Consider the following 23,254-nt stretch of genomic DNA (forward strand, 5'->3'; position numbering starts at 1 on the left):
GTGCATGATGGTGAACCCTTATAATGTCGAAAATATATTGGATCACATATCTTCATGCACTTCAAAAAAAATTATTCTTTTTTTAAAAATAATGGTCACTTTTTGTGACCATCTCTCAGGCTTTATGCCTGAGAGATCCACACGAAATTATTCATCGCTTGCTCCAGTTGTGTATTTACAATCATCTGGCGCAATAACTCCTCTGCAAGCATTAATTCAGAAATAGAGAAAATGGCATTGTTCTTTTATGACTTCTCTTCCTAAATAGATATTGACTATGTGATTTGGATTATCTTGTGCTTGAGGTAGGGAGGTCACAAGAACCCATGGCTCTTTAGCAGCTTTTGAATGCCGTTTACTCATGGTAGGCTAATGAAGCAATGATCAACAGATCCTAATTGATTTTATGATAAATTTTTTCGCAGAAAACCACTTCAAATATCTTGCGATGAATAACAGTGTCGTATTCAAATATGCAAATTTTCCCCAGCCAACTTTTCCTCTTCCATAAAAATTATAGATCTGAATACACTTAACTAGATGTACTTTATGTTATTTGTTTCCTTGACAATAGTTTCCTAGTAAACTATATTGCAATTGGAGGCTTTAATAATGAATAAAATATCTAAAATTAAGGTGAGTGAGTTAACTTCTCACATTGGCTATTGGATGCGGCTTGTTTCAAACAATGTCTCGCAATCCTTTGCTCGAAAACTCGACTCAAGCAATATTACAGTCGCAGAATGGGTTATCTTGAGAGAAATGTATAGTGATAATGATACAACATCACCAAGTAAAGTTGCAGAATTAACAGGGTTATCTCGCGGTGCTATATCAAAGCTTATTGATCGTTTACTTCATAAGGGTTTGGTTACTCGTAAAGAAGCAATAGGGGATCGTCGATATCAGGACATCACTATGACTACTAAATCAATTTCTCTAATTCCTGAGCTAGTTGCTCTTGCTGATGAGAATGATGAAAATTTTTTTTCTGTTTTGACAGAATCTGAGCGACAAATGCTCCTTACCGTTTTAAAAAAACTTGCCAAGCATCACCAGATGCTCAAACATCCAATTGAATAGGGGGAATAATGAACAGCAAAATAATTCATGAATGTACGATAGGAGCTCTTGAAGGCAGAGTTTCATTTCCTGAGACCGTGAAAAAACTCATAGGTATTGATATTGAACGATATTATGCAGATCTTGTTCGTCTAGAAAAAGTTTTTTATGCTAAAAATGGGGAAACATATATTGAACGGTTATCATTTTCAGACTGCCCATGTTTGACCGAGCAATTTGATGTGGAAACCATTAATGCTGCAATACGTAGTATTCAACAAAAGCAAATAGATTATTCTGAGTTTTTACGACGAATTATTGCAGGAGGTTGTGTGAGTTATGTGGTCTGGATTGATGGACAGTTTGCATCATACTATGGTCGCAAAGGCGAATGTCATATTGAAAAATTTCCTTCTAAGGAATAGTTGCTAAGCAGAGCGAATAAATCGCTAAATATTTAATTCGCTCCGCTAAATTGATTGCAATTAAATGTCGCTTCTTTTATAGGGGCTTTAATTTCATCACTATCTTCTTTAATATCTGAAACAAAATAGGATAGCCTTGTAAAGGCCTCGAATTTTGCATTATGGCTAATTCAAAATTCAAGGCCTGAGCCTTTCTCTGCTTTTTTCACTGCATGTTACAAAATTTAGATTATGTTTAAATTAAATAGGATACTAATGCTAACTAAATGAATTTGCGCAAGCAGGTTCTCATGTAAAGGGTACCAAAACAGATATTGAACAATCCAATCAAAATAACTCTAATCAATCGAATAATCAAACCAGTCAGCAACCTATAAATAATGGGCTCTACACCATTTGAGGAGGCACTTTAATCAAATTAGTCTAGACTAAGTCCTTGATTTAGCGATCAAAAGGAGATTAAAGTGCCGAAGTACAATCTTATCCTAAATTTACCTGGATTTTCCATAGTAAAAGTGAGCGGATATCAACCATTATTATTAGATGTAAGATACAACCGATTAGCGCGTTGTAGTCACTGTCAAAGTAAGAAAGTACGGAAGAAAGCCTCGTATATACGAAAGGTTGATCATGAGTTAATAGGCCATAGGCGAAGTATATTAAGGTTTAAAGCGTATAAGTTGTATTGTTATGCGTGTAGCCGCTATAGTAATCAACAATTCCCCGGCATCAATAAACATCAACGCGCGACTTGGCGAGCGCAGGCAGCAGTTTTTCATGAGCATAGTCGAGGAGTATCTCAAAAAGACTTATCGGCGCGTTATAAGAAAGGCAAAGCGACGATAGAACGCTGGTATCAGCGTCATTATAAAGAACAACATAGAGAGTTAATAAATAAACCCTGTCCGATAGTCTTGGGTATTGATGAACATTTTTTTAGTAAGAAAGAAGGATTCGCAACTACCTTATGTGACCTAAGAAAACATAAAGTGTTTGATGTAGTGAAAGGGAGAAGTGAAGGTGATTTGAAAGAGTACCTAATGCCGCTTCCTGGGAAAGAACGAGTTAAAGTGATTTGTATGGACTTAAGTAGCACTTATCGTTCTCTGGTAAAAAAGTACTTTCCTAATGCAATGATAGTAGCCGATAGATTCCATGTAATTCGATTAATACAGCATCAATGTATGATGACTTATCGAGAGCTATCGAACAAGATAAAAAGCAATAGAGGTATCCTGGCGTTACTAAGAACAAGACCCGATAACTTAAGTTACGAGAAGAAAACCAAACGAGATGCTTTTTTAACTCAAAACCCAGCAATTGAGGCTATCTATCAATTCCAGCAACAGCTGCATTCGCTCTTGATGAAGAGAGCATTAACCCAAAAAGCATGTCGTAAAGTAATCCCAACATTCCTGGATATGTTGTCTGAATTAAAACAAAGCGCATTTAAAGCCTTAGCCTCTTTAGGCAAAACTCTAAATGCCTGGAAAGATGAGGTGGCTAGAATGTGGCGGTTTAGCAAATCTAATGGAATAACTGAAGGCTTTCATCGCAAAATGAAACTCATTCAGCGAAGGGCTTATGGTTTTAGAAATTTAGAAAATTAGAGAGTGCGTGTTAGGGTGCTTTGCTGTTAAATGTGAGTGCCCCTGTAATTGGGAAAGAGGCAATAAATCGTTATACTCGGGTTCTCATGGTGGCCAGAGGCAGAATCGAACTGCCGACACGAGGATTTTCAGTCCTCTGCTCTACCGACTGAGCTATCTGGCCCCGAGGGTTGCTATTAAACTCCGATAAACGTTTTGAGTCAAGTGTTGAATGCAAATTTTTTTGAAAAAATAATTATTGTTATTACAAGAGGATTTATTTCTAACTATTTATTTCATTTGTTTTTTTGCATCAAATTGCTTTTACGCATAATTTATTAGAATTTATTTATTAATTTTATCTCTTTATGATCAATTCAAGATCAAAATGGAAGATTAATTTCGATTTTGAGTATGTTTCATCATGTAGAGATGGAACGAGGGGCAAAACCTTTTGAGTGGATTTGTCTCTTATTAATTTTTTTAACTAAATAACTCTCGATTCGTCCCTTGTGAAAATTTTCGCTCAGTATGTCTAGGGTTATACAGTATCTATCTCGGGTTTACTGGATTTAGAAACACATCGAAACATTTTGGAATACTCATATTACAAGAAATCTATCCCTTAATTTTTATAAAGAATCAAATTCTTACAATTAGTGATCACTCTTAACAAATCGTTAAGGTTTTATAGTGTATTATTCACGCCTAGCTAAAACGAATCAAATATTCTGTCATTATGATGTTTAGTGAATGGACTCGCTCTTGCTCAATAATTTTTAAGAGAGAAGTGATGACTATTCATGTATTTATAGGCAGTGGACCAGCTAATCTTCATCGTGCAATCAAAATCAAAAATCTTGACCCTGATGCTCAAATTATTTTGATTGATAATCGCTTAAGACCAGAGACCCTAGATATTGACAGAGATGAAGCACGTGCCAATATTTTTCGTTTTGAAAATGAAGATGTCACCCAAAAATTAATTGCTGATGGAGTGAATTTGGATGGCTTAATTCATGAGCGTGATTTTTCCGTGGTTCAAGGATTTCAGCACGGCGATGATAAAGTTTTCTCGAACAAGCGTTTTTCTCAAATTCAAATTCGCGATTTACAACTTGCCTTCCTAAAGACATTATTTTCCAAGGGGAAAAAGCCTGTATTGATAAATCAGAATGTCGATGTAACTAACGATGCATCAATACAAAAAGGAGTTGCTGAGCTTATAAAGGGTTTAAATACTGAAAACCAGGATATTCAAATTCATGTGGCGACTGGTGCTTTAAGAGACGATAAGAAAAAACAACAAATTATTTATCCAGAAAAAACGCAACTCCTTATGCCTGAGGCTACAGAAGATGTTAAAGGGATGACTGAGGTACCATGCCATGGCACCACTACATTTGTTATCACTGGAAAAGTAACTTGTGATGATTTAAGAGATAATCAACGTTCATTGGATCTTACTAGTTGGCAATCTGCATTAAAAGAGTTTGGTTGGAACCTCGTTCGTCCACCTCGCATCCGTGTATTTTATGCCAATGATATTCTATATATTGGCGCTGAAATTCCAGCAAAAATGATGGATGAAAAAAATGCACCTATAAAAGAGTATGAAGAGCAGATAACCCAATATACTCGTAAGATAGCCAGTTTAGTCTTTCCTAATTTACCAATTAATGAATTACCGGTTAATCCTCATTTGCGCTCAAGATTCCGAACCCCTCGAGGTGAGAAAGGGACAGTCATTACTACCATTAGCTCTGATGTTCAAAATATAACTATTTTTCATCACGGTGATAGTCGCTATCTGCCGCACTATCAGACCGGTAGTGGTTTTGTTACTGGATTTTTACAAAATGAACTCTATGCAGAGGTTTATGGACGAACGTCTTTTAAAGAACTGCTGGAATTGGCTTATAAGAAAGATCCTAGGGGTGTTTATAAAGGCATTCATGCTTCTACATTAGAAGCCACTTATATGAAATTAACTGGAAATGATAAAAATGCAGCTCTAGATGCGTTCCGCAAAGAGTTGTTCATGGCCTTTTCCAGAGACATTATAGAAGAAAACAAGGCAAAAGTTGGTCGTTATTTAAATGCTCTTCATAGTCAAGAATTAGAAGCGTTTAAACAACCAGATTTGTTTGAAGAAATTATAGATCTTTATAATAAACATGTTCATTTGAAGTTAAAAGCGGAGCAATTTAAGGGCATCGATCAGCGCGTTGCAGTAGTACAATTGTTAAAAACAAATAATGTTGGCTTCTTAAATGCAATATTACCTCGGTTGCTCAACAAAGATTTTTCAAACATTCCTGAGAAACAATTACTGCATATACGCAATATGCACGTTCTTGATTATGAGAATAATTTAAAGAAGGAAGACGATATAGCTCCTCATATTTCTCGAATCGATAAAATCCTAAAGGGTGCTGCCCTTGTGAATTCTGTTAAACAACACAATTTTAAGGATATTGTCCTCAAAAATATGAAAAATCTGGCAGATGAAGATAGCGGTGAGTTAAAGAGTAAACTTACAGCACTTATAAAAAGCATCGAAAGCAATAAGAATTTACATTGTCGTGCTTTCTTTTCATTTTTTAAGGGCAAACACAGTGACACCATTAATAAGTTTATTGAGGATATGAAGCTTATCACAAAGAATGATGATCTCGAGTTAATGCGGGTTGATGCTTTAAGAACGATTATGGCGTTTAATAACAAACTGATTACTGGGAATTCTCAAAGAACACTTCATGCGTTGCAGCAAGTAACCTCTGATGTGTTTAAATCCAATATTCTCATGTCCTATGTTAAATCTTAATTACACAAACTCCTCCGACTCAGGAGGAGTTTCACTTCTTTTTCAATCTTATGGGATGAGCTGCACCAATTTTAGTGCTAGTCCCATAAGTACATTGATTTTTCAGCAGAGAGAAACCATTGTCTAATATATTGATTTATTCAGGAGTGTACCCTGCAGGTTTTTGAGAGCCCTCACCAAAAAAATATTTTTGCATCTCTTCTTTTAAAAACTCACGGGCTTTAGCTTCCATTAAATTCAGACGGTATTCGTTGATGATCATGGTTTGATGGGATAGCCACATATTCCAAGCTTGTTTTGATACTTCATTATAAATCCGTTCTCCTAATGCTCCAGGGAAGGGAGGGGTTAATAAGCCTTCGGCTTCTTGTTTTAACTTACAGCAATATACTGTTCTGGTCATGTTTTGCCTCATATTTCCAACATATAAACTTGTATAGTTTACGTGTTATTCGGCAATTGTGTACTTAAAAATATTTATTTTTAATCTGAACGATGTTTTGCCTGTGCCAATAAAATATGTTGAGATAGAATTTGCTCCTGCTCGTTAGTTAATCCGTTAAACGATACTGCTGTACGGTACGTATTTTCGTTTTGGTATTGGCTATAGACTACAGTCCCTTCAACGATTATGGGTATCATTTTCGGTTTAGTATAGATTACCAATTTTAACAGCGTTTTCTCTTTAATGAGATCAGGTGTTTTAAATGCCATCCCACCTAGACTGATATTGACCTTGCGTAGCTGAATGGTATTTGTCATCAGCATTTGTCGTGATAAATAGTCTATTTTGGCATTGAGCAGGTTAAGGTAATGGGCTATGGTTGGTTCTTTTAGTGCAATGACTTGGGTTAGTTCAGCCAACTCATAATCAATTTCTTGAAAATAATGCGCTGCCTCAAGGTATCGTTGTCCATTTTTTCCCAAAAGTTGATCCACAACTGTGCGATCAGGACACAGTTCCCCTGGTTCCATAATTCGGTAGTTAAAATAAATGTGATCTTCTACTCGAAAATGTTGACGTCTCTCATGTATAGGCATAGTAGCTCCATTAACTGCATTTTAGTAAACAAGTCTCCTTGACTTATCAATTACATGACATTCTTATTTGTTCTTCTTGTATCTTATCCAATGTTGATGGTTCTTTTTTCTCTTGCTTTGTTTCAGTGACATCTATTGATTCAGTGTAATTCAATTCATTTTGTTGCAAACTTGTTGTTAAAACGCGCATCCAGGGCATTAAAAGTGCTTCTAGTTGAAGTATCACTTTTTTTGCAGAACTCGAGAGCATTCGACTTTCATGTTGTGCTTGAGTGTAATTTGTTGCTATTCCTGCTCTGAGGACGCATTCGTCGAGAAAGCCGGTGAATAGTTGATTTGTAATTTTATCTTGTTTTACCGCTTCTAATACTACCGCATTAAATTCAGATACTCTATCCAGCTTCAAAGCAGCATTAAATGCTGCATTTAGATTTATTGAGGTTTTTAAAGGAGGCATCAGCTTTTGTAATTGTTGTTGTGCGTCAAAAAAGAATTTTTTAATGACGTGCATGCCAAAACCTTTATCGTAGGCTGTATCAATGAGTTCTTTGAGTTGTTTCTCAGTCTCAATAATGCATTTCAATTTTTCATCAGTGGAACTCATGGAGTTCATTTTTTCACGATAGGTTCTAATCGTGTTCATAATATAATTTCTGTTTCCGGCATTATAAGCTTCCTTGATTATCGCCAAATCTGCAGGGTCCAAATAGTTTGTAGACGGCTCGAAGACTAATTGATGCTCGGGATGGAGCAAGTCTTCTCTTAAGGCTGCCAAATGAACTTTACTTAGGGTTATTGTTTTGGCAGAGGTAGTGGTAATCGAATCACCTCCACCACGTCGCTTAATAAAATCCAGCATGGCCACAGAGACTTTGTCACTAAAAGTCAATTGTATTATGTCATCACCGAGCTCATCTATTTTCTTAATTTTATTCTGTTGTCTGTGTGTCCATGGATATTTAAATGGTCGGCCATCGTCACTAAATAATATGGGATTATGCAGTAATTTTTCAAAAATTAAGGCTTGTTTTATCTCAAGAAACCCGGCATTTTCTGTTGTTTGTGGCAGCATATCGTCGATAGACTTAAGGCGTTCCATTATTTTTGTTCGTAGTGTTTCTGCATCTTTCTCAAGAACGATCAAGTCGCTTAAATAAGTAGTTAATTCACTTTGTTTTTCGATGCTTAGTGGCTTTTTAAATTGTCGTTTAATTCGGATTTGTTGCTTGTGATGCTGCCATGCGATATGGCTGATATATTGAATTATTTTATCGCCTATTGAGCGCAACTGCACGATACTTTGAAATTTGGAATCCATGGATGAATCTTCAATAATGGTTCGATTGCGTCCCAAACCATGGCGTGTATGTTTTATAAGAAATTCTCCAGGTATAAGACACAAGCGTGAATCAAGAATAAATTTGTGGGTATCCATAATCGATTGATCAAAAATAAAAAGTGATTTCGCCTGTCTTAATGCTTTGTTTTGACAATTGCCGCCTATTGTATCGGTATCACTACATAGATAAAGCAAACCGAGCACATTACCAAAATCATTAATAAAGCAATCAGCTTGAAAGCCTTCACCCAAGGCTTTAATGGTTGAGTAATGAGTATAAGTTTTTCCTGCTAACCATGCATAAAATGTTTTTCCTAAAGAAAACTCACTAAGTAAACGAATATCTTCGAAAGGAATAAATAATGCAGGATGTCCATTATGGGAAATTGTGGTCGCAGCAGTCGTATCTAATTCCAGTAATCGGGAAATATTGAGTGCCATGGCTTCATGTTGTACTTCTTTAATATCACCATGTTTGGGTAATTTTATAATGGCTTGAGTACTCAGTTTATAGTGCTCTCTCTCAGTATTATAGTCTTCAATATTTAAATCTTCCGCTCTATCACATAGATGACGTAACTGCCGTTTTACACTATCAAGACTGATTAACGAGATTTTTTCTGTTACACCACCTGCGTTTTCTTGCAAGGTGCAATAACAGAGGTCCGCTCCATTGTCTTGTGGAATAATAATTCGTTTTAATTCATTTAATTTATTGAGATCGACTAAGATATTTAATTTTTTTTCTGCTTTTTCTCTTTCTGAGTTATTATCAGATAGCCGTGCTATTTCCTCTTCATAGCGTTGAATTAATGCTGTGATTTGCAATGAGTCGGATGCATCAAACGGTTTGGTTTCTGGAAAGGTTTGTATCAGGGTATAAAGCTTTGCTCTACTATTGACTACTAAATCATCTAACTCGCTATCAACATCTTGAGGTATACTGGTTGGGCGTTCGTAGTAATTATCTTTGGGTAATCGAATAATGTCATGTGCGTTCAGGGTGTAGCGTATACCTTCCTCTGCCTTTTTGAGATCAACGCTTTTTAATAGAGGAGGGGAGCCTTCTTTTTCAAAAGTAGCCGAATATTTAATGACACCACAAAACTCCCGCCACTGATCCTGGTCTGTTTCCAGAGTTTGCAGGTTAAATAAGCCACTATTATGAAGATCAATATGATCTAATAACTTGTCCAGATCGGTATAAAGAGCCAGATCTAGATCTTGCAGCTCCACTGTAACAGGATTTTCACTTTCTTCTTCTAAAAAACGTTTAATAATCCTGTTTTTTTGCTCCAACTCCATTGGTTATATCCTTATTAAACCAACTTGACCTATTTATAAATATAGACAACTTTTACCTTTTTGGTCAAAAAGTACATTAGGGATTTCCGTATAATAATCAATACAAATACAGATGAAAACTAGGGACTGTTTACAATTGCTTCATTAGCCTGGGTTCCGCGCTTTGCGCGGAACCCAGTAAAGGCGGCATTAAAAACAGGTACATTTTAGTGTGTCTTTGTATCGAACCCGCGCATAAAGTAGGCGGACCAAATGAAATGTCAACAGACTCTAGAGTGATTTGATTTTTTTATTAAGTTTAAGTCGAAAAAACAAGTACTGGATAATGAGCGCGCTTCCCTGCGTTTTTTATATTTTTTATTGTTATATACTGACACCCACGCTTTCTTGGTGATTTTCTGCTTGGGACAACGGCTGCTGAAAAATCTCTTCAACTCGTGGATGTCGTGATCTTATCTCCCCACGGAAGAGGGTGGAGCCGACTCGATGAATAGACCTTCTTTTAATCTGTGGATCATCTACGTCCTTAAAACCATTTGCAAGCGCTGTAAAAAATCTATAGTTTTCTGTAAGAGTAAGAGATGTTTTTCTCATATGTTGCGGTTTCTCTTCGGTTTGAGACGTGAATTTTTGGGGCTCGGTGGCAGGTACATCAGCCGAGTTTTTCAAAGAAGGAAGTTTGTTTTCTGATTTTTTAGTATTTTTCTTTACAACCATCGTTTCAGAAGGTAGAAGCTCCTCATCTAATTCTTCATCCTTTTCTTTTGAGGAGATTAGAGGCGTGTCTTGGGCTTCCTTGGCGGCTTTTGGCGTATCAACTCTTTGTTCATCCTCAGGGATTGACTCACTGTTGTTTAATGCTCTTATCTCATCAAAATGTACTTTAAAGTACTCTTTAAAGTTATTTGCTTGAGTAATGCCCAAACTATCGAGTTCTTCTGGTGGCAAGAATTCAAATTGAATAAAATGAGTTCGAAAGTTTTGATCATTATAATCTAGTGGAATCTTTATCATGTCTGCTGTGGTTACTCTTGCAACTCTGAAAAAGCCAAAGGAGAGACTATGTACCATTTTTCTCCACCAGCTTGCAGAATTCCAATCATTGAGTAAAAGGGCCGCTTCAATATCTTGAGAAATTCCGGAAAAATATTTTTTTGAATAATTTTGATAACATTTTGTTGCTAACTTTTCAGCGATATGGTTTAGACGAGGTTCTGTAGGATTGCGATCTGAAATGGCAGAAAAAACTACGTTTGCTCGCTCTAAATAGTTTGTATCTTTAAACACATTGGAGTCCAGGAGTTTTTTAACCTCTTTTAATTCACGATCAATACCCAAGGTTTCTGAAGATAACTCCCGTTCAAGATGTTCATAGAAATCGTCGGTCTTATGATTAAGAAAGGGTAGCAATCTCGTGAACTGTTCTATTGTAAGCCTATTTCCTTCTTCATAACGTGTTAGTTCGTCAATAAGTATGGACAAGTTGGTAATGGCACGATTGGGCTTATGAAAATGAGCGAGTACACTACCTTGTTCCTCACTTGTCTTTTTGGGTTTTTTACCAAGTTGGGCCACGATCAGAAATTCTTTGAGGGCTTTACCCATTTGATATGACATCAGTTGTTCTATGTCGATGAGAGTCGTGCGTGCTTTACGCGAGTAATTCTCACATTCCTCATCGAGACAAGCCAGATATTGCGGTGGGGCATAACGCGGAGAACAGCGTAGGTTATTGGCAAGTGGGTTAGGGGAACGGACAAAAGCTTTGCGATCACTGACTAGTAGTTTATTTTTGTGTACCAAAAAATTACTTAATTTAATATCAGGATGATAGGCACCTGCTTCTTTGAGTTTGAGGCAAAAATCATTAATCTGATTAAAATAATATTTTGCTGTTGCCGCGATTGTTTGTTGGGAGGCCCCGTTTAGTTTTTTTGCGACGTGAATTAAACTTCCCTGCTCAGCAAATTGGCTTATTACCACTGGTTTGTATTCAATTTCTTGATGATCTTCAGTTTTGAATTGCATCATAAATAGAGCAGCATCATTAACGAAATATTTTGCTACTGGAAACGAGTGAAGATCTTGTTCAAAACTCAAATCATTTCGATCTTCTACGCGAAAAACAAGATATTTTTCCCAGCGTTTCATTTTGAATTTATAGTTGAAATTATTGACCTGTTTTTTGCTTAGAGGTTCTGTCATATACTCAGAACTTCTTAGGTCGCTATCACCCTTAATTGCACTGATTTTTTCTTTGGCCAGGTGTAAAATTTGCGCATGTTCATCCAGATTGGCTTTGAGAACGGCATCGCGCTCTGCCAGTAGGTTAAGACGATAACTTGTGTCCAAAAATTGTTCTTTTACATGGTTGTCAAAAGGCGCATTGCTTTTTAATAATGCATCACGTTTTTGCATGAGCTGGTAGATGTCTTCGTCTTCCTGTATTTTTAATTCAGGCTTTGCTATGTGTTTTGCTACAGCATTTGCAAATTGGAACCCTTTGAAAAGGAACGAACCGTCAGGATTTATTCCATGAGCTTCCAGATGAGCTTGCCAACTTTCATTATCTTTTGCTGCAAGCCACTTATATTCTCCCTCAGATATGGGGGTTGCATTGATGTAATAATTGATTTTTTGTAACTGGAATAAACGTTGGACTTCATCTTCGGCGGGTATTTTATTAAATTCCTGTATTAGCTTTCTTAGCTTTCGGTGTTTCGCACTAATTGGTTCTATTTTTAATCTCACGGGTACTCCAATGTCAAAAATCAAAAAAAATGGAGTTAATATTTATATTCACTATGAGATTTCATTTCCGTGTGACAAGTTAAGAAAGAATTAGTGAGATTTCAAATATCACTCGCATCAGTAATTTTAAAAATTGCGTAAAATTACAGCATAGTCCTCTTTATGTTTCAAGGATTAAAAGTGATCAGAAGGTGGATAATTGTATCATATTGATTTTTAAAAATTTATAATAAAGCCATTAAGACATTTTAGTTTATTAGGTCCACTTTAGATGATGTAATTACTAAGAAAACTACTATCTTAAGTAGTCTGTTTTATGATTTAATATTTACTATTTCCAGTATAAGAAAGGTTTATCATGACTTTTGTAGTAACAGAAAGTTGTATTAAGTGTAAGTACACTGATTGTGTTGAAGTATGTCCTGTTGATTGTTTTTATGAGGGACCGAACTTTTTGGTAATTCATCCCGATGAATGCATCGATTGTGCCTTGTGCGAACCGGAATGCCCGGTCAATGCGATTGTTTCTGAAGATGATTTAACTTCCGAACAGCAGCAATTTAAAGAATTAAATGCAGAGCTTGCTAAAACATGGCCTAATATTACAGCCAAAAAAGATGCGCTGTCTGATGCCAAAGATTGGGATGAGGTTAAGGATAAACTTCAGTATTTACAAAAAGAGTGGTAGAAATCAGTTCGCTTGCTGAATCATGTCAGCGAATTTTTAGTGAGAAAGGACGACTTTCCACTGCTATTCCGGGCTTTGTGGCGCGTAAGCCACAGTCCGATTTGGCTGTGGCAATTGCAACGGCAATTGAAGAGAAATCAATTTTAATTGCTGAAGCGGGCACAGGAACCGGCAAGACGTTTGCCTATTTGCTCCCTTGTTTGTTAAGTGGAAAAAAAGCGCTGATTTCTACAGCAACCAAAACCTTGCAAGATCAACTCTATCAAAAAGATTTACCCACTTTAGTAAGAGCCATGGGGCTGTCCGCGCGGATCCAAAACCTCAAAGGCCGATCTAATTATATCTGTCAATATCGCGTTGAATTGCACTCCGAAGAGGGGCAATTTCAAACCCCACAATGTGCCCATGAAGTCGCACATGTACGCAGTAAATTATCACAAATGAAAAATGGCGATCGATCTGAATTGCCTGAGTTGAGTGAAGATTCTCCAGTTTGGCATTATGTGACTTCAACAGTGGATAATTGCTTGGGTATTGAATGCCCTAATCATGAAACATGCTTTTTACTCAAGGCTCGTAAACGTGCACTGGATGCTGATGTAGTCGTGATTAATCATCATCTCTTTTTCGCTGATTCACGCTTGAAAGAAGAAGGATTTGGAGAGTTATTACCTGGTGTTGATGTAGTTATTTTTGATGAGGCGCATCAACTTGCTGAAATAGCCACTCATTTTAATGGCGAGCGCGTTGGAACACGTCAATTTCGAGATTTATTAGATGATCTTATTAAAGAATGGCCTGTTGTAGATCTTGCAAATCAACCTTTGAAAGCATTAAGTCATAAAGCAGACAAATTAATGGATGAGTTATTGAGTAGTTTACCCAGGATGGATGAGCGAATCAGTTGGGAAGAAATAAAACACAACAAATCCTTTATGAATGCCTGGACTGAGTGGTTGGCATTAAAAGACGAGGTGATGGAATGTTTCAGCGACCTCTCACTTGCTGAATATCCTGGTCTTGCGCGCTGTAAAGAGCGCTTGATGGAGTTGACTCGAGTCTTATTATTTTTTACCCAAGAAAGTAATAATAGAATACGTTGGCTCGAGCGTTTTAAACATACTTTAGTTTTTCATGTTACTCCATATGATGTTGCTGAGCCATTCAGTAATTTACTCAAGCGCCAAGATAATACGTATGTGTTTACCTCAGCCACTTTAACGATAGCAGACTCTTTTGATTGTTTTTGTAAACCATTAGGATTGTTTGAAGCCAAGACTTTATTATTGCCGAGTCCTTTTGATTATCGACAACAAGCGTTGTTGTATTTGCCTAGGGGATTACCCGATCCTAAGGACTCAACCTATTATGAATTATTAGTATCTCGAGCCATTCCTCTCATTGAAGCTTTGGGCGGTCGTTGCTTTATTCTATTTACCAGTCATAAAGCGTTAAAACAAGTTGCTCAAATGATGGGCAATATTTTAAACTATCCCTTATTAATTCAGGGAACCGAGGCAAAACCCATTTTATTGGAACGTTTTAGGCAATTAGGTAATGCTGTTTTATTGGGTACAGCAACTTTTTGGGAAGGAGTGGATGTGAAAGGTGAAGCTCTTTCTTGTGTTATTATTGATAAATTACCGTTTTCTAGCCCGGTTGATCCGGTGGTTCGTGGGAGGATGGCTTATTTGAAGGAAAAAGGTCTGTCGGGTTTTGATGAGTTATCTTTACCTGGGGCTGTAATTGCTTTAAAGCAAGGGGTAGGGCGTTTAATTCGCGATAATACCGATAGAGGTGTTTTAATGATTGCAGATCCTCGTCTGACCAGCAGAGATTACGGCGGGCGTATCCTGGCCAGCTTGCCGCAATTACCGAAAACGCGTGATGAACAAAAAGTGCTTAACTTTATTAAAGAATTAGAGCTGGATTATGAAACTGTTAGCGATTGATACATCTACAGAAACAGCCAGTGTGGCTTTGTTAACTGGAGAAGAATTACTTTGTGAGGAACAAAGTAATCAAAAAACACATGCGCAATTTATTTTACCGATGATCGATAAGTTGATGGTGACTGCCGGTTTACAAATGAACCAGCTGGATGCCATAGTATTTGGTCGAGGACCTGGTAGCTTTACCGGCTTACGTATTGCATGCAGTATTGCAAAAGGCCTGGCTTATGCTCATGATTTGCAGTTGATTCCAGTGAGTAGCCTCGTTGCAATTGCTTGGTCAGTTCGTCAGCAAAATAAAATGAACCTTGCACCCGTATTGGCGGTGTTAGATGCGCGTATGCATGAGATGTATTGGGCTTATTTTGCCGAGAATCAGTGGGAAGCAGAGGAGAACGTTAATCCAGTGCATGAACTTAGCCTCCCTGAGAAGCACCCTGTAATTCTTGCCGGAGCGGGAATAGATTTATATTGGAATGATTTTACTCCCGAAATTAAATCACAAATAAGTGATAAAATAATAATGAATCCTTCTGCGGCAGCCATGATTCAGTTTGCTCAGTGTTCTGCGCAAAAACCTGTTTCTGCTGCTCAAGCGCAACCCGTATATGTACGAAATAAAGTGACTTAGTCTCATAGGAGAATTTTGTGGATAAAAAACTATTGGAAATATTAGTATGTCCTTTATGTAAGGGAAAATTATTGCTAAATAAACAAGAACTTATTTGTAAATTCGATCGTTTGGCATTTCCGATTCATGATGATATTCCGGTTATGTTGGAACATGAAGCTCGAGTTATTTCATTAGAAGAAAAGGATGAGTTATAACAAGATTGAGCTGGAATTTGTAGCCTGGACACCCAGGCTACACTGATTATGATTTTGTAATATATTTCTTACGCCAGTACAGTAAAAATGCGGGCATCATCATGAGCGCGATTCCTATAGAAAAAACCAGGCGAAAATGTGCGGCACTACCAAAGTTCATAAATTCAACTGGCGGGATGAAACCTACAATTAAGGTCATAGTACATCCACACAAGCCCAAAATACAGGTCAAATAGTAACCGAATTTTTTCCCAGGTATCGCAAAAGGTCTCTCAAGGTGTGCATACTTGCTTTTTAATTTCCAGGCTGCGATAAACATCAGTACATACATCATGATGTAGAGCTCGGTGCTTAGGGCGGTAAATAACCAATAGATGGCATTCACACTAGGAAATAACAGAAAACCACTGCATAAAAGCGTCACTAAAATTGCTTGGGTGATTAATATTCGAGAAGGCATGCCGCGTTTGTTTAATTGGCACATAAATTTTGGAAGGAAGTTATGATTGGCTGCCATGAGCAGGCCTTTAGCTGGTGAAATTATCCAGTTGATCATACTACCTAAACTCCCTAATAGAAGTAATGCGATTAGGATAGGTAAAAGCCATTCCAGATTATATGCCTGGAAAAAGTTATTAAAAGCCTGAGGTACTCCATCAATTAGACTGATTTTCTCTTTTGGCAGTACAAACGCGATGGCTAAAGAACCAAAAATCATGGTGGTTAAGATAAGCAATACTGAAAAATACATTGCCCGAGGAAAATTTGTTTGTGGTTTATGTACGTTACGAACATGTACTGCGGCGAGCTCCATACCCAAAAATGAAGTCATTATCGCCGTGAGTGATACCCAGGATTGACTGTCTTTCCAGTGTGGTATTAAATGAGACAAGCTCATATCAATTGCTATAGGATTACCTTTAATAACCCAAATTAGCGCAAGCAGAATAATAAATCCCATGGGGAGTATCATTCCCAATATGGCGCAAAGACCTGCAAAGTGTGCTGAAGCGCGTAATCCAGATAAGGCGACGAGTGTTAATGACCAAAATATAACCAGGATTACTGAGATCAAATAATATTTATTTTGGGCTAGTTCAGGATTGATTAAATAGGCCATCACGCCTGCAATGAAGGATAAAATGGTTGGATACCAGACTAATGTATTGATCCATTGCAGCCAAATAGTAAAAAAGGCTAAATTTTCGCCATACGCATGTTTAACCCAACTATAAATTCCACCTTCTTCATCAGACCAGGTGGAGGATAATTCGGCTGCTACTAAAGCAACAGGGATTAAGAAAACAATTGCGGAAAAGATAAAGAAAAAAATCAACGAGGAACCGAATAGGGCGGTACCGGGGAGATTTCTAATGCTATCGATTGCACCGGTAATCAGTAAGACCAAAGCGAATACAGATATTTTTTCAGAAGACCAATTGTTCATTAATTAAAACGACTCATTAAAAATGCAAGGCATTATATAGGAAGTTGGTGAAGGGCGTTACTGTTTATTTTATCATAAAGCAATAACCTTTGTTACTTTTATGAAAATCAAGCGGCTCTAGCGCACCAATAATCTCTTCAAGTTACAAGCTACATACTTTTTTGTATTGCTATTGACAGGTTTTTGAATCAAATTCAAGAGTGATTTGATAGCTAAAAATACCTGTCAATAATCTTTTAAAATCATAGAGTTATTGAGCAATCCAAACTGGATACCGTCTCATAGGAATCAGACGGTTTTATTTGTTTCGGACTCGCAAAAATAGATTTTCTTTTATCTTGTGATTGAAATAATACATCTCGTTTAATGGTTTTTAAAAAGTTATCGAAATCGAGAAAAATTTCAATTTTTAATTGATAATCAGATTCTTTGGGATCGCTGTTCTTGTTATAAAATTCAACTGCCTGGCTGCTGAGTCTCATTACTTTTTGCTGTAAATCATTTTTTGATTTGAAATTGTTGCTGAGTTTCATCGCTTGTTCGGTAAATTCGAGAAATTGAGCTTTGTATTCTTCTATTTTCATTATGAATCCTTTTCAAATTATAAAAAGAGGTGTCCTAACCTCATGAATAAAAAGCAAAAAGCATGCCGTTTCTTGTTGATTTGAATTAAGAGGACCGCCTGGGTGAAGTATATGCGGTCGTACAACTTACTAATGATTAAAACTACGTATTTCTGCGTTCTTTATTAAAACCGCCTTTGCAGGCTGGAGAATTTAAAACACTGTTGCCGCTGCGTTCCCATTCATCAGGAGTAAATAAATGCATGCTTAAAGCATGTAATCCAAGCTCAAATTCTTCTTTCAGTAATTGATTTAACAGTCTATGTCGTGCAATTTTCGATAACTCGGTAAATCGTGACGAAACAATGGTGAGCTTGAAGTGAGTTTGTGCCCCTTCAGGAACATGATGATTGCCTGATTCATCTTCAACATTTAAATAAAAAGGAACCAGTTCTTGATTTACTAATTCTTCAATACGATCTTTACGTGACATATTCAACTCTTGGTTAATTTAAATTTACAATAAAAAAGCCGCCCAAAAGCGGCTTTTTAAAAAAGATACGATTAAATTCTGCAGTTTGCGGGGACGTATCGGTCATTGGCCTGTAAATCTACTCTACACGTCCATTCAATTGGATCTGTTGGTGGTGTTCCAGGAACCAGCGCTGCACCATTCGCTTGTGGAGTTAACGTTAAGACTATATTGTTTGCTGTCGCACGATAAGTAATGGTTATTATCCCAGTAGCTCCAGCAACATCTACGCTTTGTACATTAGTTGTTGGATTTGTAAAACTCCAACCCAAGCTTAAATCGGCAGCCCCAGTTGACGCGTTTTCAGAAACAGTAGTTTTTGCTGAAGAGGCGATACTTAGCCCTTCGGTAACACGTGCTCTAATCACATAATCCTGATACGCAGGAATAGCAATTGCGGCAAGAATACCAACGATTGCCACCACGATCATTAATTCAATTAAAGTAAAGCCTTTTTGTTTCATTATCTGCTCCTAATGATTGGTACAACGATAAACATGCAAATAAAGTGCCATTTATCAATAATTTACAACTCAAATAGGCCAAATACAACCTGCCTTGGCTAAAAAAGGAAGTCCTCTTTACTTGCCTTTGTTGTAATTGTAGCAGATGAAGTGATGGGTTGCTTAATTTATAAATGGGATTATTTTCAATAAATTGTGCACTGTAGCGTGGATGACTGCGCTTCATCCAGGCTACAAATTGAATCCTATTTAAGGACTTTGGGAACTAATTGATTCTTTAAACGCACATAATCAGGTAATCCATTAATGTAGTCTGGATAGGCTTCGCCTTGAATCAGTGGCGACAAGTATCTTCTGCATGCAGCGGTAATGCTCATTCCATCGGCACCGATATATTCCGCAGGCATCGCTTTTTCCTGATTGGCAACATCGGCTAATGGAACATGGCCAATAGACCATTGATACGGTTCATCTTGCTCGCGAATGATGATGGGCATGATGGCATTTTGACCTTTTATGGCATATTCTACTGCTGCTTTACCAAGAGCATAAGCTTGTTCCAGATCCACTTTGGAGGCGATGTGGCGCGCAGCACGCTGTAAATAATCTGCGACAGCCCAGTGGTATTTATAATTCAGTTCGCTTTTGATGAGCTGGGCAATGACTGGTGCAACACCGCCTAATTGAGCATGACCAAATGCATCACGAAGTCCTGCATCACTTAAGAATTTGCCTTCTGTATTACGAATTCCTTCTGAAACGACAATCACACAGTAACCATAGGTTTTAACACATTCATCAACCTTACTCAGGAATTTATCCTGTTGAAAAGGGACTTCAGGCAATAAAATAATGTGGGGAGGCTCATCAGGATGTTGGCTGGCCAATCCGCTTGCTGCTGCAATCCATCCTGCATGACGTCCCATTACTTCAAGAATAAAGACTTTTGTTGAGGATGCAGCCATAGACGCAACATCAAAACCTGCTTCTTTGGTTGATACCGCTACATATTTAGCGACCGAACCAAACCCTGGGCAGGCATCTGTAAAGGGAAGATCATTATCTACAGTTTTGGGTATTCCAATACACGTGATTGGGTATCCCATTTTAGTCCCTAATTGCGATATCTTATGCGCTGTATCTTGTGAATCGCCACCACCATTATAGAAAAAGTAACCTATATTATGAGCTTTAAACACTTCAATCAGACGTTCATATTCTGCGCCATCATCCTTGAGTTTGTAGCGACATGAACCGAATGCCCCAGAAGGAGTTTGCAATAATTTGGCAATATCGGCATCACTTTCCAGTGAGGTATCAATAAGCTCTTCGTGTAATGCACCAATAATTCCATTTTTGGCTGCATATAGTTTGCCAATGTGTTGCGGATATAACCTGGCGGTTTGCAGCACGCCACACGCAGAAGCATTAATTACGGCGGTGACACCACCTGATTGAGCATATATCGCATTTTTTATAGTCATTCTTTCTCCTGGTTAAAGGTCATTGCTCATCGCCATCGAACTCCCGCGGGAGTTGGAAGAAATGGGGATAAACAAACATTTAAATTCTTATTTTTTGATTTTCGTACTCACTAATTACAGCATCAATGCTTTGAATTAATTCTGCAAAAGGAGTCGCTAATTCTTCGATTGAGGCGGCTTGTGCGGCTAGTTTTTCTACATGGACTACTTTTTTCTGTAATGTGGGTACTCCGGAAAAACAACATGCGCCATGAAGCTTATGCGCCACTTCCCCTAGCTTTTTAATATTTTTATCATGCATTAACTGGATGAATTCTTCACGGTTCTTGTGTAACTCTTCGACAAATCGGGCAAGAAACTCTTCTGCAAGCGCTTGATTTCCTGATACTTTTTGTACACACAATTGCCAATCAATTGCAGCATGTTTTGCTTTATCGGCAATGCGGATGATGTGAGTCAGTAATTGTTTTTCATCTATAGGTTTTTGTAAGCAAAAATCGACTCCGGATTTTTTCAGATCAATACTATTCACATCATTACCATTCGCACTTATTAAAACGATGGGCGTATGGCGGTTAAGTTGTGATTTTTGACGAATGAGACGGGATGCTTCTAATCCATTTATTTTAGGCATCTGTAAGTCAAGTAAAATGAGGTCATACTTTTTGTCATTACAAGCAGATACTGCCATTTCACCGTCATCAACCGCAGTCATGTTTGCATGAGTACCTAATAAAGAGTTAAGCAGCATCTTGTTCACTGGATTGTCTTCGGCTATAAGCAAATCAGGTCGCATAAAACGCAATTGTTCCCTTAAGTTATCCAACTCATGATTTGCTGGTTTTTCAACCTGTTCCTGGCTGGTAAGTGATTCAATAACGTCTTGAAGTTTTTGGATGCTAATTGGTTTATATAAAAAGCCTTGGGCACCAAGCGCGGTATAATCATTAATGAGCCATTTGGAAATCAATACATAAGGGAAATAATTGTGTTCTGAGATGAGTTTGCTGATTTTTTGCTCATAACCCTTATTGATGTTGAGGAACGCAATTTGACAGTCTTTGTTATTCTCCAAAGCCTTCTCTAGGTGGTTAAATGAGTTTACTGGGACACAGTGTATTCCCCAATAACCCAAGCCGTTGCATAGTGCTTCCAAGTGCAGTGAATTATCATCGAAGCACAACATTTTAAAATGCGCGAAGGGGTGTATTTGATTTTTTTCGATTTCATAGGCTGCCAGCTTTTCAACTTTGATATGAGCGGTAAAGCTTGAGCCTTTATTGAGTTCACTGGTAAAGGAAATACGGCCATGCATTTCTTCACACAGTTTTTTACAAATAACCAAACCAAGGCCCGAGCCGCCATAACGACGAGTAATGCTTGTATCGGCCTGGTTAAACGCTGTAAATAATTTACTTTGATCTTCAGTAGAAATACCCAGGCCGGTATCCGAAATCGTGATGCATAAAGTGTAATCTTTATCCGTTTCCTGCTCTACTTTAGTGCGGACTAATACATAACCATGATCGGTAAATTTAACGGCATTAGTCACCAGATTGGTGATAAATTGTTTTATTCTGAAGGGGTCGCCCAACACAATCTTGGGTACATTGACATCGGTTATAGGAATTAAATCAATTCCTTTTTTATGGGCATTGGGTGCTGCAAGGGTAAGAACTTCATCAATACAATGACGAATATTTAACGGGATGCAATCTAGGTGAAGTTTTCCCGCATCGATTTTGGAAAAATCGAGAATGTCGTTAATTATTCCTAATAAATCTTGCGCAGAAGCTTTGATCGTTTTGACATAATCCAATTGCAATGGATCCAGTTTGCTTTCCAATAACACATTCGTGAAACCAATCACTCCATTCATCGGGGTACGGATTTCATGGCTCATATTGGCAATAAATTCAGATTTTTGTCGGCTTTTTTCTTCTATTTTTTTCTTCTCAAGGGAGAGTTCGATATTTTTTTCTTCGAGTAACTCGAGACTTTGTTGTAGATCTTCAGTAGCTACTTCAATATGTTGATTTAAATCACGAATTGTTTCGAGGTATTTTTTTTGCAAATGCGAACAGCCTTGCTCAATAATGCCTAATTCACCCGGACTGCTTGTTTTTATTTCTGTTTCAAATTCATTGCGCAAAATTTGCTTCATGCTTCGACGCAAGCGGGAAATAGGTAAATAAATACGCTTGGAGAGAAAATAATGAATGGTTAATCCCATCAGCAAACCAAATAAAGTAATAAAAATGGTTACAATGAGCATTTGATAGCGTTTTATTATCATCGAGCGCGTATCAATATCAATAGATAACCACCCTAAAATATCATCCGCCCGCGTGGCCATGGGGCTTAGGAGCTTCTTGAATGCTGAATTGGAATAAAGATTAAATTTGGGAATAGTGATTGGTGCGATGAAATTGATCGTAAAAGGATTAATTTGCTTGCTTTCAATGTAATCCCCCGTAAATTTAGGTGGATCAAATGGTTTACTCAAAGAGTGCTTTCCACCGCGATAGGCAAGTAATTGTCCATCACTACCATAAAAGGCAAGGGCAATTACTTCCGGATTAATTGTGGATGCATTAATTAAACCCTGTAAGGTACGATCATCACGCCGGAGCATCGCATACTGCGCTGCGGGGAGTAATTGGCGGATATATGCTTCTCCCAAGCGGGACATATGTTGTTTTAAGTCATTACCAAACAGTCCGTTATAAAAAATAGCGAGAAGCAGGGCGACTAGAAAGGCTGGAATCAGGGTGGTAATTCTCAGTTGATACTTAATACCAATGCTTTTCAAGATAACTCACCAAATAGTTCGGAAAACTTTTATTTTAGCCGGAGTAGAGTACAGTGTAACCTGAAATGATTTGCACAATATCTCAAGTGACTTGCTTCACCCAGGCTGCAAAGTCAGTTATTATAGCCCGATTATTTTATTCCTT

At 37.6% G+C, this 23,254-nt stretch carries 20 protein-coding genes and 1 tRNA gene; 9 read left to right on the forward strand and 12 right to left on the reverse strand.

The features are described from left to right. Positions 1–226: hypothetical protein (locus tag ELY20_RS17015; protein WP_148112579.1), on the forward strand; the 226-nt coding region annotated here is incomplete at its 5' end. Here ELY20_RS17015 and ELY20_RS16800 read toward each other — a convergent pair. Next, a complete protein-coding gene (locus ELY20_RS16800) occupies positions 217–363 on the reverse strand; it encodes a hypothetical protein (protein WP_158618888.1) in 147 nt (48 codons plus the stop codon). The two genes, ELY20_RS17015 and ELY20_RS16800, sit on opposite strands and share 10 nt — an antisense overlap. Positions 364–612: 249 nt before the next feature. Between ELY20_RS16800 and ELY20_RS13620 the strand changes: the two genes are divergently transcribed. The 3 genes from ELY20_RS13620 (at position 613) to ELY20_RS13630 (ending at position 3,097) form a co-directional block, all read left to right on the forward strand. Further along, a complete protein-coding gene (locus ELY20_RS13620) occupies positions 613–1,083 on the forward strand; it encodes a MarR family winged helix-turn-helix transcriptional regulator (protein ID WP_110143307.1) in 471 nt (156 codons plus the stop codon). An 8-nt stretch (positions 1,084–1,091) separates the two neighbouring features. Further along, a complete protein-coding gene (locus ELY20_RS13625; RefSeq protein ID WP_110143308.1) occupies positions 1,092–1,487 on the forward strand; it encodes a DUF1398 family protein in 396 nt (131 codons plus the stop codon). 464 nt (positions 1,488–1,951) lie between these two features. Then, complete coding sequence (locus ELY20_RS13630) at positions 1,952–3,097, forward strand: ISL3 family transposase (protein WP_110143309.1); 1,146 nt, start codon at positions 1,952–1,954, stop codon at positions 3,095–3,097. A gap of 87 nt (positions 3,098–3,184) precedes the next feature. On the opposite strand, the gene ELY20_RS13635 is transcribed toward ELY20_RS13630, so the two are convergent. Beyond that, positions 3,185–3,260: transfer RNA gene (locus tag ELY20_RS13635), tRNA-Phe, on the reverse strand. 609 nt (positions 3,261–3,869) lie between these two features. Between ELY20_RS13635 and ELY20_RS13640 the strand changes: the two genes are divergently transcribed. Further along, positions 3,870–5,903 (forward strand): hypothetical protein, encoded by a 2,034-nt coding sequence (locus tag ELY20_RS13640; RefSeq protein WP_110143310.1) that lies wholly within the window; start codon positions 3,870–3,872, stop codon positions 5,901–5,903. Between the two features lie 136 nt (positions 5,904–6,039). Here ELY20_RS13640 and ELY20_RS13645 read toward each other — a convergent pair whose 3' ends face one another. From ELY20_RS13645 to legK7, 4 genes are all read right to left on the reverse strand, one after another. Continuing rightward, entirely contained in the window at positions 6,040–6,306 is a 267-nt protein-coding gene (locus ELY20_RS13645; RefSeq protein WP_110143311.1) for an oxidative damage protection protein, read from the reverse strand. Positions 6,307–6,386: 80 nt separating this feature from the next. Then, entirely contained in the window at positions 6,387–6,944 is a 558-nt protein-coding gene (locus tag ELY20_RS13650) for a PilZ domain-containing protein (protein ID WP_110143312.1), read from the reverse strand. A gap of 46 nt (positions 6,945–6,990) precedes the next feature. After that, a complete protein-coding gene (locus ELY20_RS13655) occupies positions 6,991–9,588 on the reverse strand; it encodes a hypothetical protein (protein WP_110143313.1) in 2,598 nt (865 codons plus the stop codon). A 363-nt stretch (positions 9,589–9,951) separates the two neighbouring features. Next, positions 9,952–12,339: a LegK7 family Dot/Icm T4SS effector kinase gene (legK7, locus tag ELY20_RS13660; RefSeq protein WP_110143314.1), complete on the reverse strand. Its 2,388-nt coding sequence runs from the start codon at positions 12,337–12,339 to the stop codon at positions 9,952–9,954. A 358-nt stretch (positions 12,340–12,697) separates the two neighbouring features. Here legK7 and fdxA point away from each other — a divergent pair, with 358 nt between their 5' ends. Genes fdxA through ELY20_RS13680 form a run of 4 tightly spaced genes read left to right on the forward strand, consistent with a single transcriptional unit; the run spans position 12,698 to position 15,807 of the window. Next, complete coding sequence (gene fdxA, locus ELY20_RS13665; protein WP_110143315.1) at positions 12,698–13,027, forward strand: ferredoxin FdxA; 330 nt, start codon at positions 12,698–12,700, stop codon at positions 13,025–13,027. Continuing rightward, on the forward strand, positions 13,021–14,979 hold the full coding sequence (locus tag ELY20_RS13670) for an ATP-dependent DNA helicase (RefSeq protein ID WP_110143316.1): 1,959 nt from the start codon (positions 13,021–13,023) through the stop codon (positions 14,977–14,979). Before fdxA ends, ELY20_RS13670 begins: the two co-directional genes overlap by 7 nt. Then, positions 14,960–15,610: a tRNA (adenosine(37)-N6)-threonylcarbamoyltransferase complex dimerization subunit type 1 TsaB gene (gene tsaB, locus ELY20_RS13675; RefSeq protein ID WP_110143317.1), complete on the forward strand. Its 651-nt coding sequence runs from the start codon at positions 14,960–14,962 to the stop codon at positions 15,608–15,610. Before ELY20_RS13670 ends, tsaB begins: the two co-directional genes overlap by 20 nt. A gap of 17 nt (positions 15,611–15,627) precedes the next feature. After that, the gene (locus ELY20_RS13680) at positions 15,628–15,807 is read left to right on the forward strand and encodes a Trm112 family protein (RefSeq protein ID WP_110143318.1); all 180 of its coding nucleotides are present in this window, start codon (positions 15,628–15,630) and stop codon (positions 15,805–15,807) included. A 46-nt stretch (positions 15,808–15,853) separates the two neighbouring features. Here the strand turns inward: ELY20_RS13680 and ELY20_RS13685 are convergent, their stop codons facing one another. The 6 genes from ELY20_RS13685 to letS form a co-directional block, all read right to left on the reverse strand. Continuing rightward, positions 15,854–17,254 (reverse strand): APC family permease, encoded by a 1,401-nt coding sequence (locus ELY20_RS13685; protein WP_110143319.1) that lies wholly within the window; start codon positions 17,252–17,254, stop codon positions 15,854–15,856. A 242-nt stretch (positions 17,255–17,496) separates the two neighbouring features. Next, positions 17,497–17,838 carry a hypothetical protein gene (locus tag ELY20_RS13690; protein ID WP_110143320.1) on the reverse strand — a complete coding sequence of 114 codons (342 nt, stop codon included), beginning with the start codon at positions 17,836–17,838 and terminating at the stop codon, positions 17,497–17,499. Positions 17,839–17,980: 142 nt separating this feature from the next. Next, positions 17,981–18,310, reverse strand: coding sequence for a BolA family protein (locus tag ELY20_RS13695; protein ID WP_110143321.1), 330 nt, complete (start codon positions 18,308–18,310; stop codon positions 17,981–17,983). 71 nt (positions 18,311–18,381) lie between these two features. After that, positions 18,382–18,813 carry a pilin gene (locus tag ELY20_RS13700; RefSeq protein ID WP_110143322.1) on the reverse strand — a complete coding sequence of 144 codons (432 nt, stop codon included), beginning with the start codon at positions 18,811–18,813 and terminating at the stop codon, positions 18,382–18,384. A 245-nt stretch (positions 18,814–19,058) separates the two neighbouring features. Continuing rightward, complete coding sequence (locus ELY20_RS13705) at positions 19,059–20,297, reverse strand: 6-phosphofructokinase (RefSeq protein WP_110143324.1); 1,239 nt, start codon at positions 20,295–20,297, stop codon at positions 19,059–19,061. Positions 20,298–20,376: 79 nt separating this feature from the next. Beyond that, positions 20,377–23,112, reverse strand: coding sequence for a two-component system sensor histidine kinase LetS (letS, locus tag ELY20_RS13710; protein WP_110143325.1), 2,736 nt, complete (start codon positions 23,110–23,112; stop codon positions 20,377–20,379). Between the last annotated feature and the right edge of the window lie 142 nt (positions 23,113–23,254).

It is taken from the genome of Legionella qingyii (genome assembly GCF_003990155.1).
GTDB classification, from domain to species: Bacteria; Pseudomonadota; Gammaproteobacteria; order Legionellales; family Legionellaceae; genus Legionella; species Legionella qingyii.

Coding starts and splice junctions, on each gene's coding strand:
- ELY20_RS13695 (WP_110143321.1), bottom strand. CDS start 18,310: ATGTCACGTAAAGATCGTATTGAAGAATTAGTAAATCAAGAACTGGTT.
- ELY20_RS13625 (WP_110143308.1), top strand. CDS start 1,092: ATGAACAGCAAAATAATTCATGAATGTACGATAGGAGCTCTTGAAGGC.
- ELY20_RS13705 (WP_110143324.1), bottom strand. CDS start 20,297: ATGACTATAAAAAATGCGATATATGCTCAATCAGGTGGTGTCACCGCC.
- ELY20_RS13690 (WP_110143320.1), bottom strand. CDS start 17,838: ATGAAAATAGAAGAATACAAAGCTCAATTTCTCGAATTTACCGAACAA.
- ELY20_RS13650 (WP_110143312.1), bottom strand. CDS start 6,944: ATGCCTATACATGAGAGACGTCAACATTTTCGAGTAGAAGATCACATT.
- ELY20_RS16800 (WP_158618888.1), bottom strand. CDS start 363: ATGAGTAAACGGCATTCAAAAGCTGCTAAAGAGCCATGGGTTCTTGTG.
- ELY20_RS13685 (WP_110143319.1), bottom strand. CDS start 17,254: ATGAACAATTGGTCTTCTGAAAAAATATCTGTATTCGCTTTGGTCTTA.
- ELY20_RS13640 (WP_110143310.1), top strand. CDS start 3,870: ATGACTATTCATGTATTTATAGGCAGTGGACCAGCTAATCTTCATCGT.
- ELY20_RS13620 (WP_110143307.1), top strand. CDS start 613: ATGAATAAAATATCTAAAATTAAGGTGAGTGAGTTAACTTCTCACATT.
- ELY20_RS13645 (WP_110143311.1), bottom strand. CDS start 6,306: ATGACCAGAACAGTATATTGCTGTAAGTTAAAACAAGAAGCCGAAGGC.
- ELY20_RS13655 (WP_110143313.1), bottom strand. CDS start 9,588: ATGGAGTTGGAGCAAAAAAACAGGATTATTAAACGTTTTTTAGAAGAA.
- ELY20_RS13700 (WP_110143322.1), bottom strand. CDS start 18,813: ATGAAACAAAAAGGCTTTACTTTAATTGAATTAATGATCGTGGTGGCA.
- fdxA (WP_110143315.1), top strand. CDS start 12,698: ATGACTTTTGTAGTAACAGAAAGTTGTATTAAGTGTAAGTACACTGAT.
- tsaB (WP_110143317.1), top strand. CDS start 14,960: ATGAAACTGTTAGCGATTGATACATCTACAGAAACAGCCAGTGTGGCT.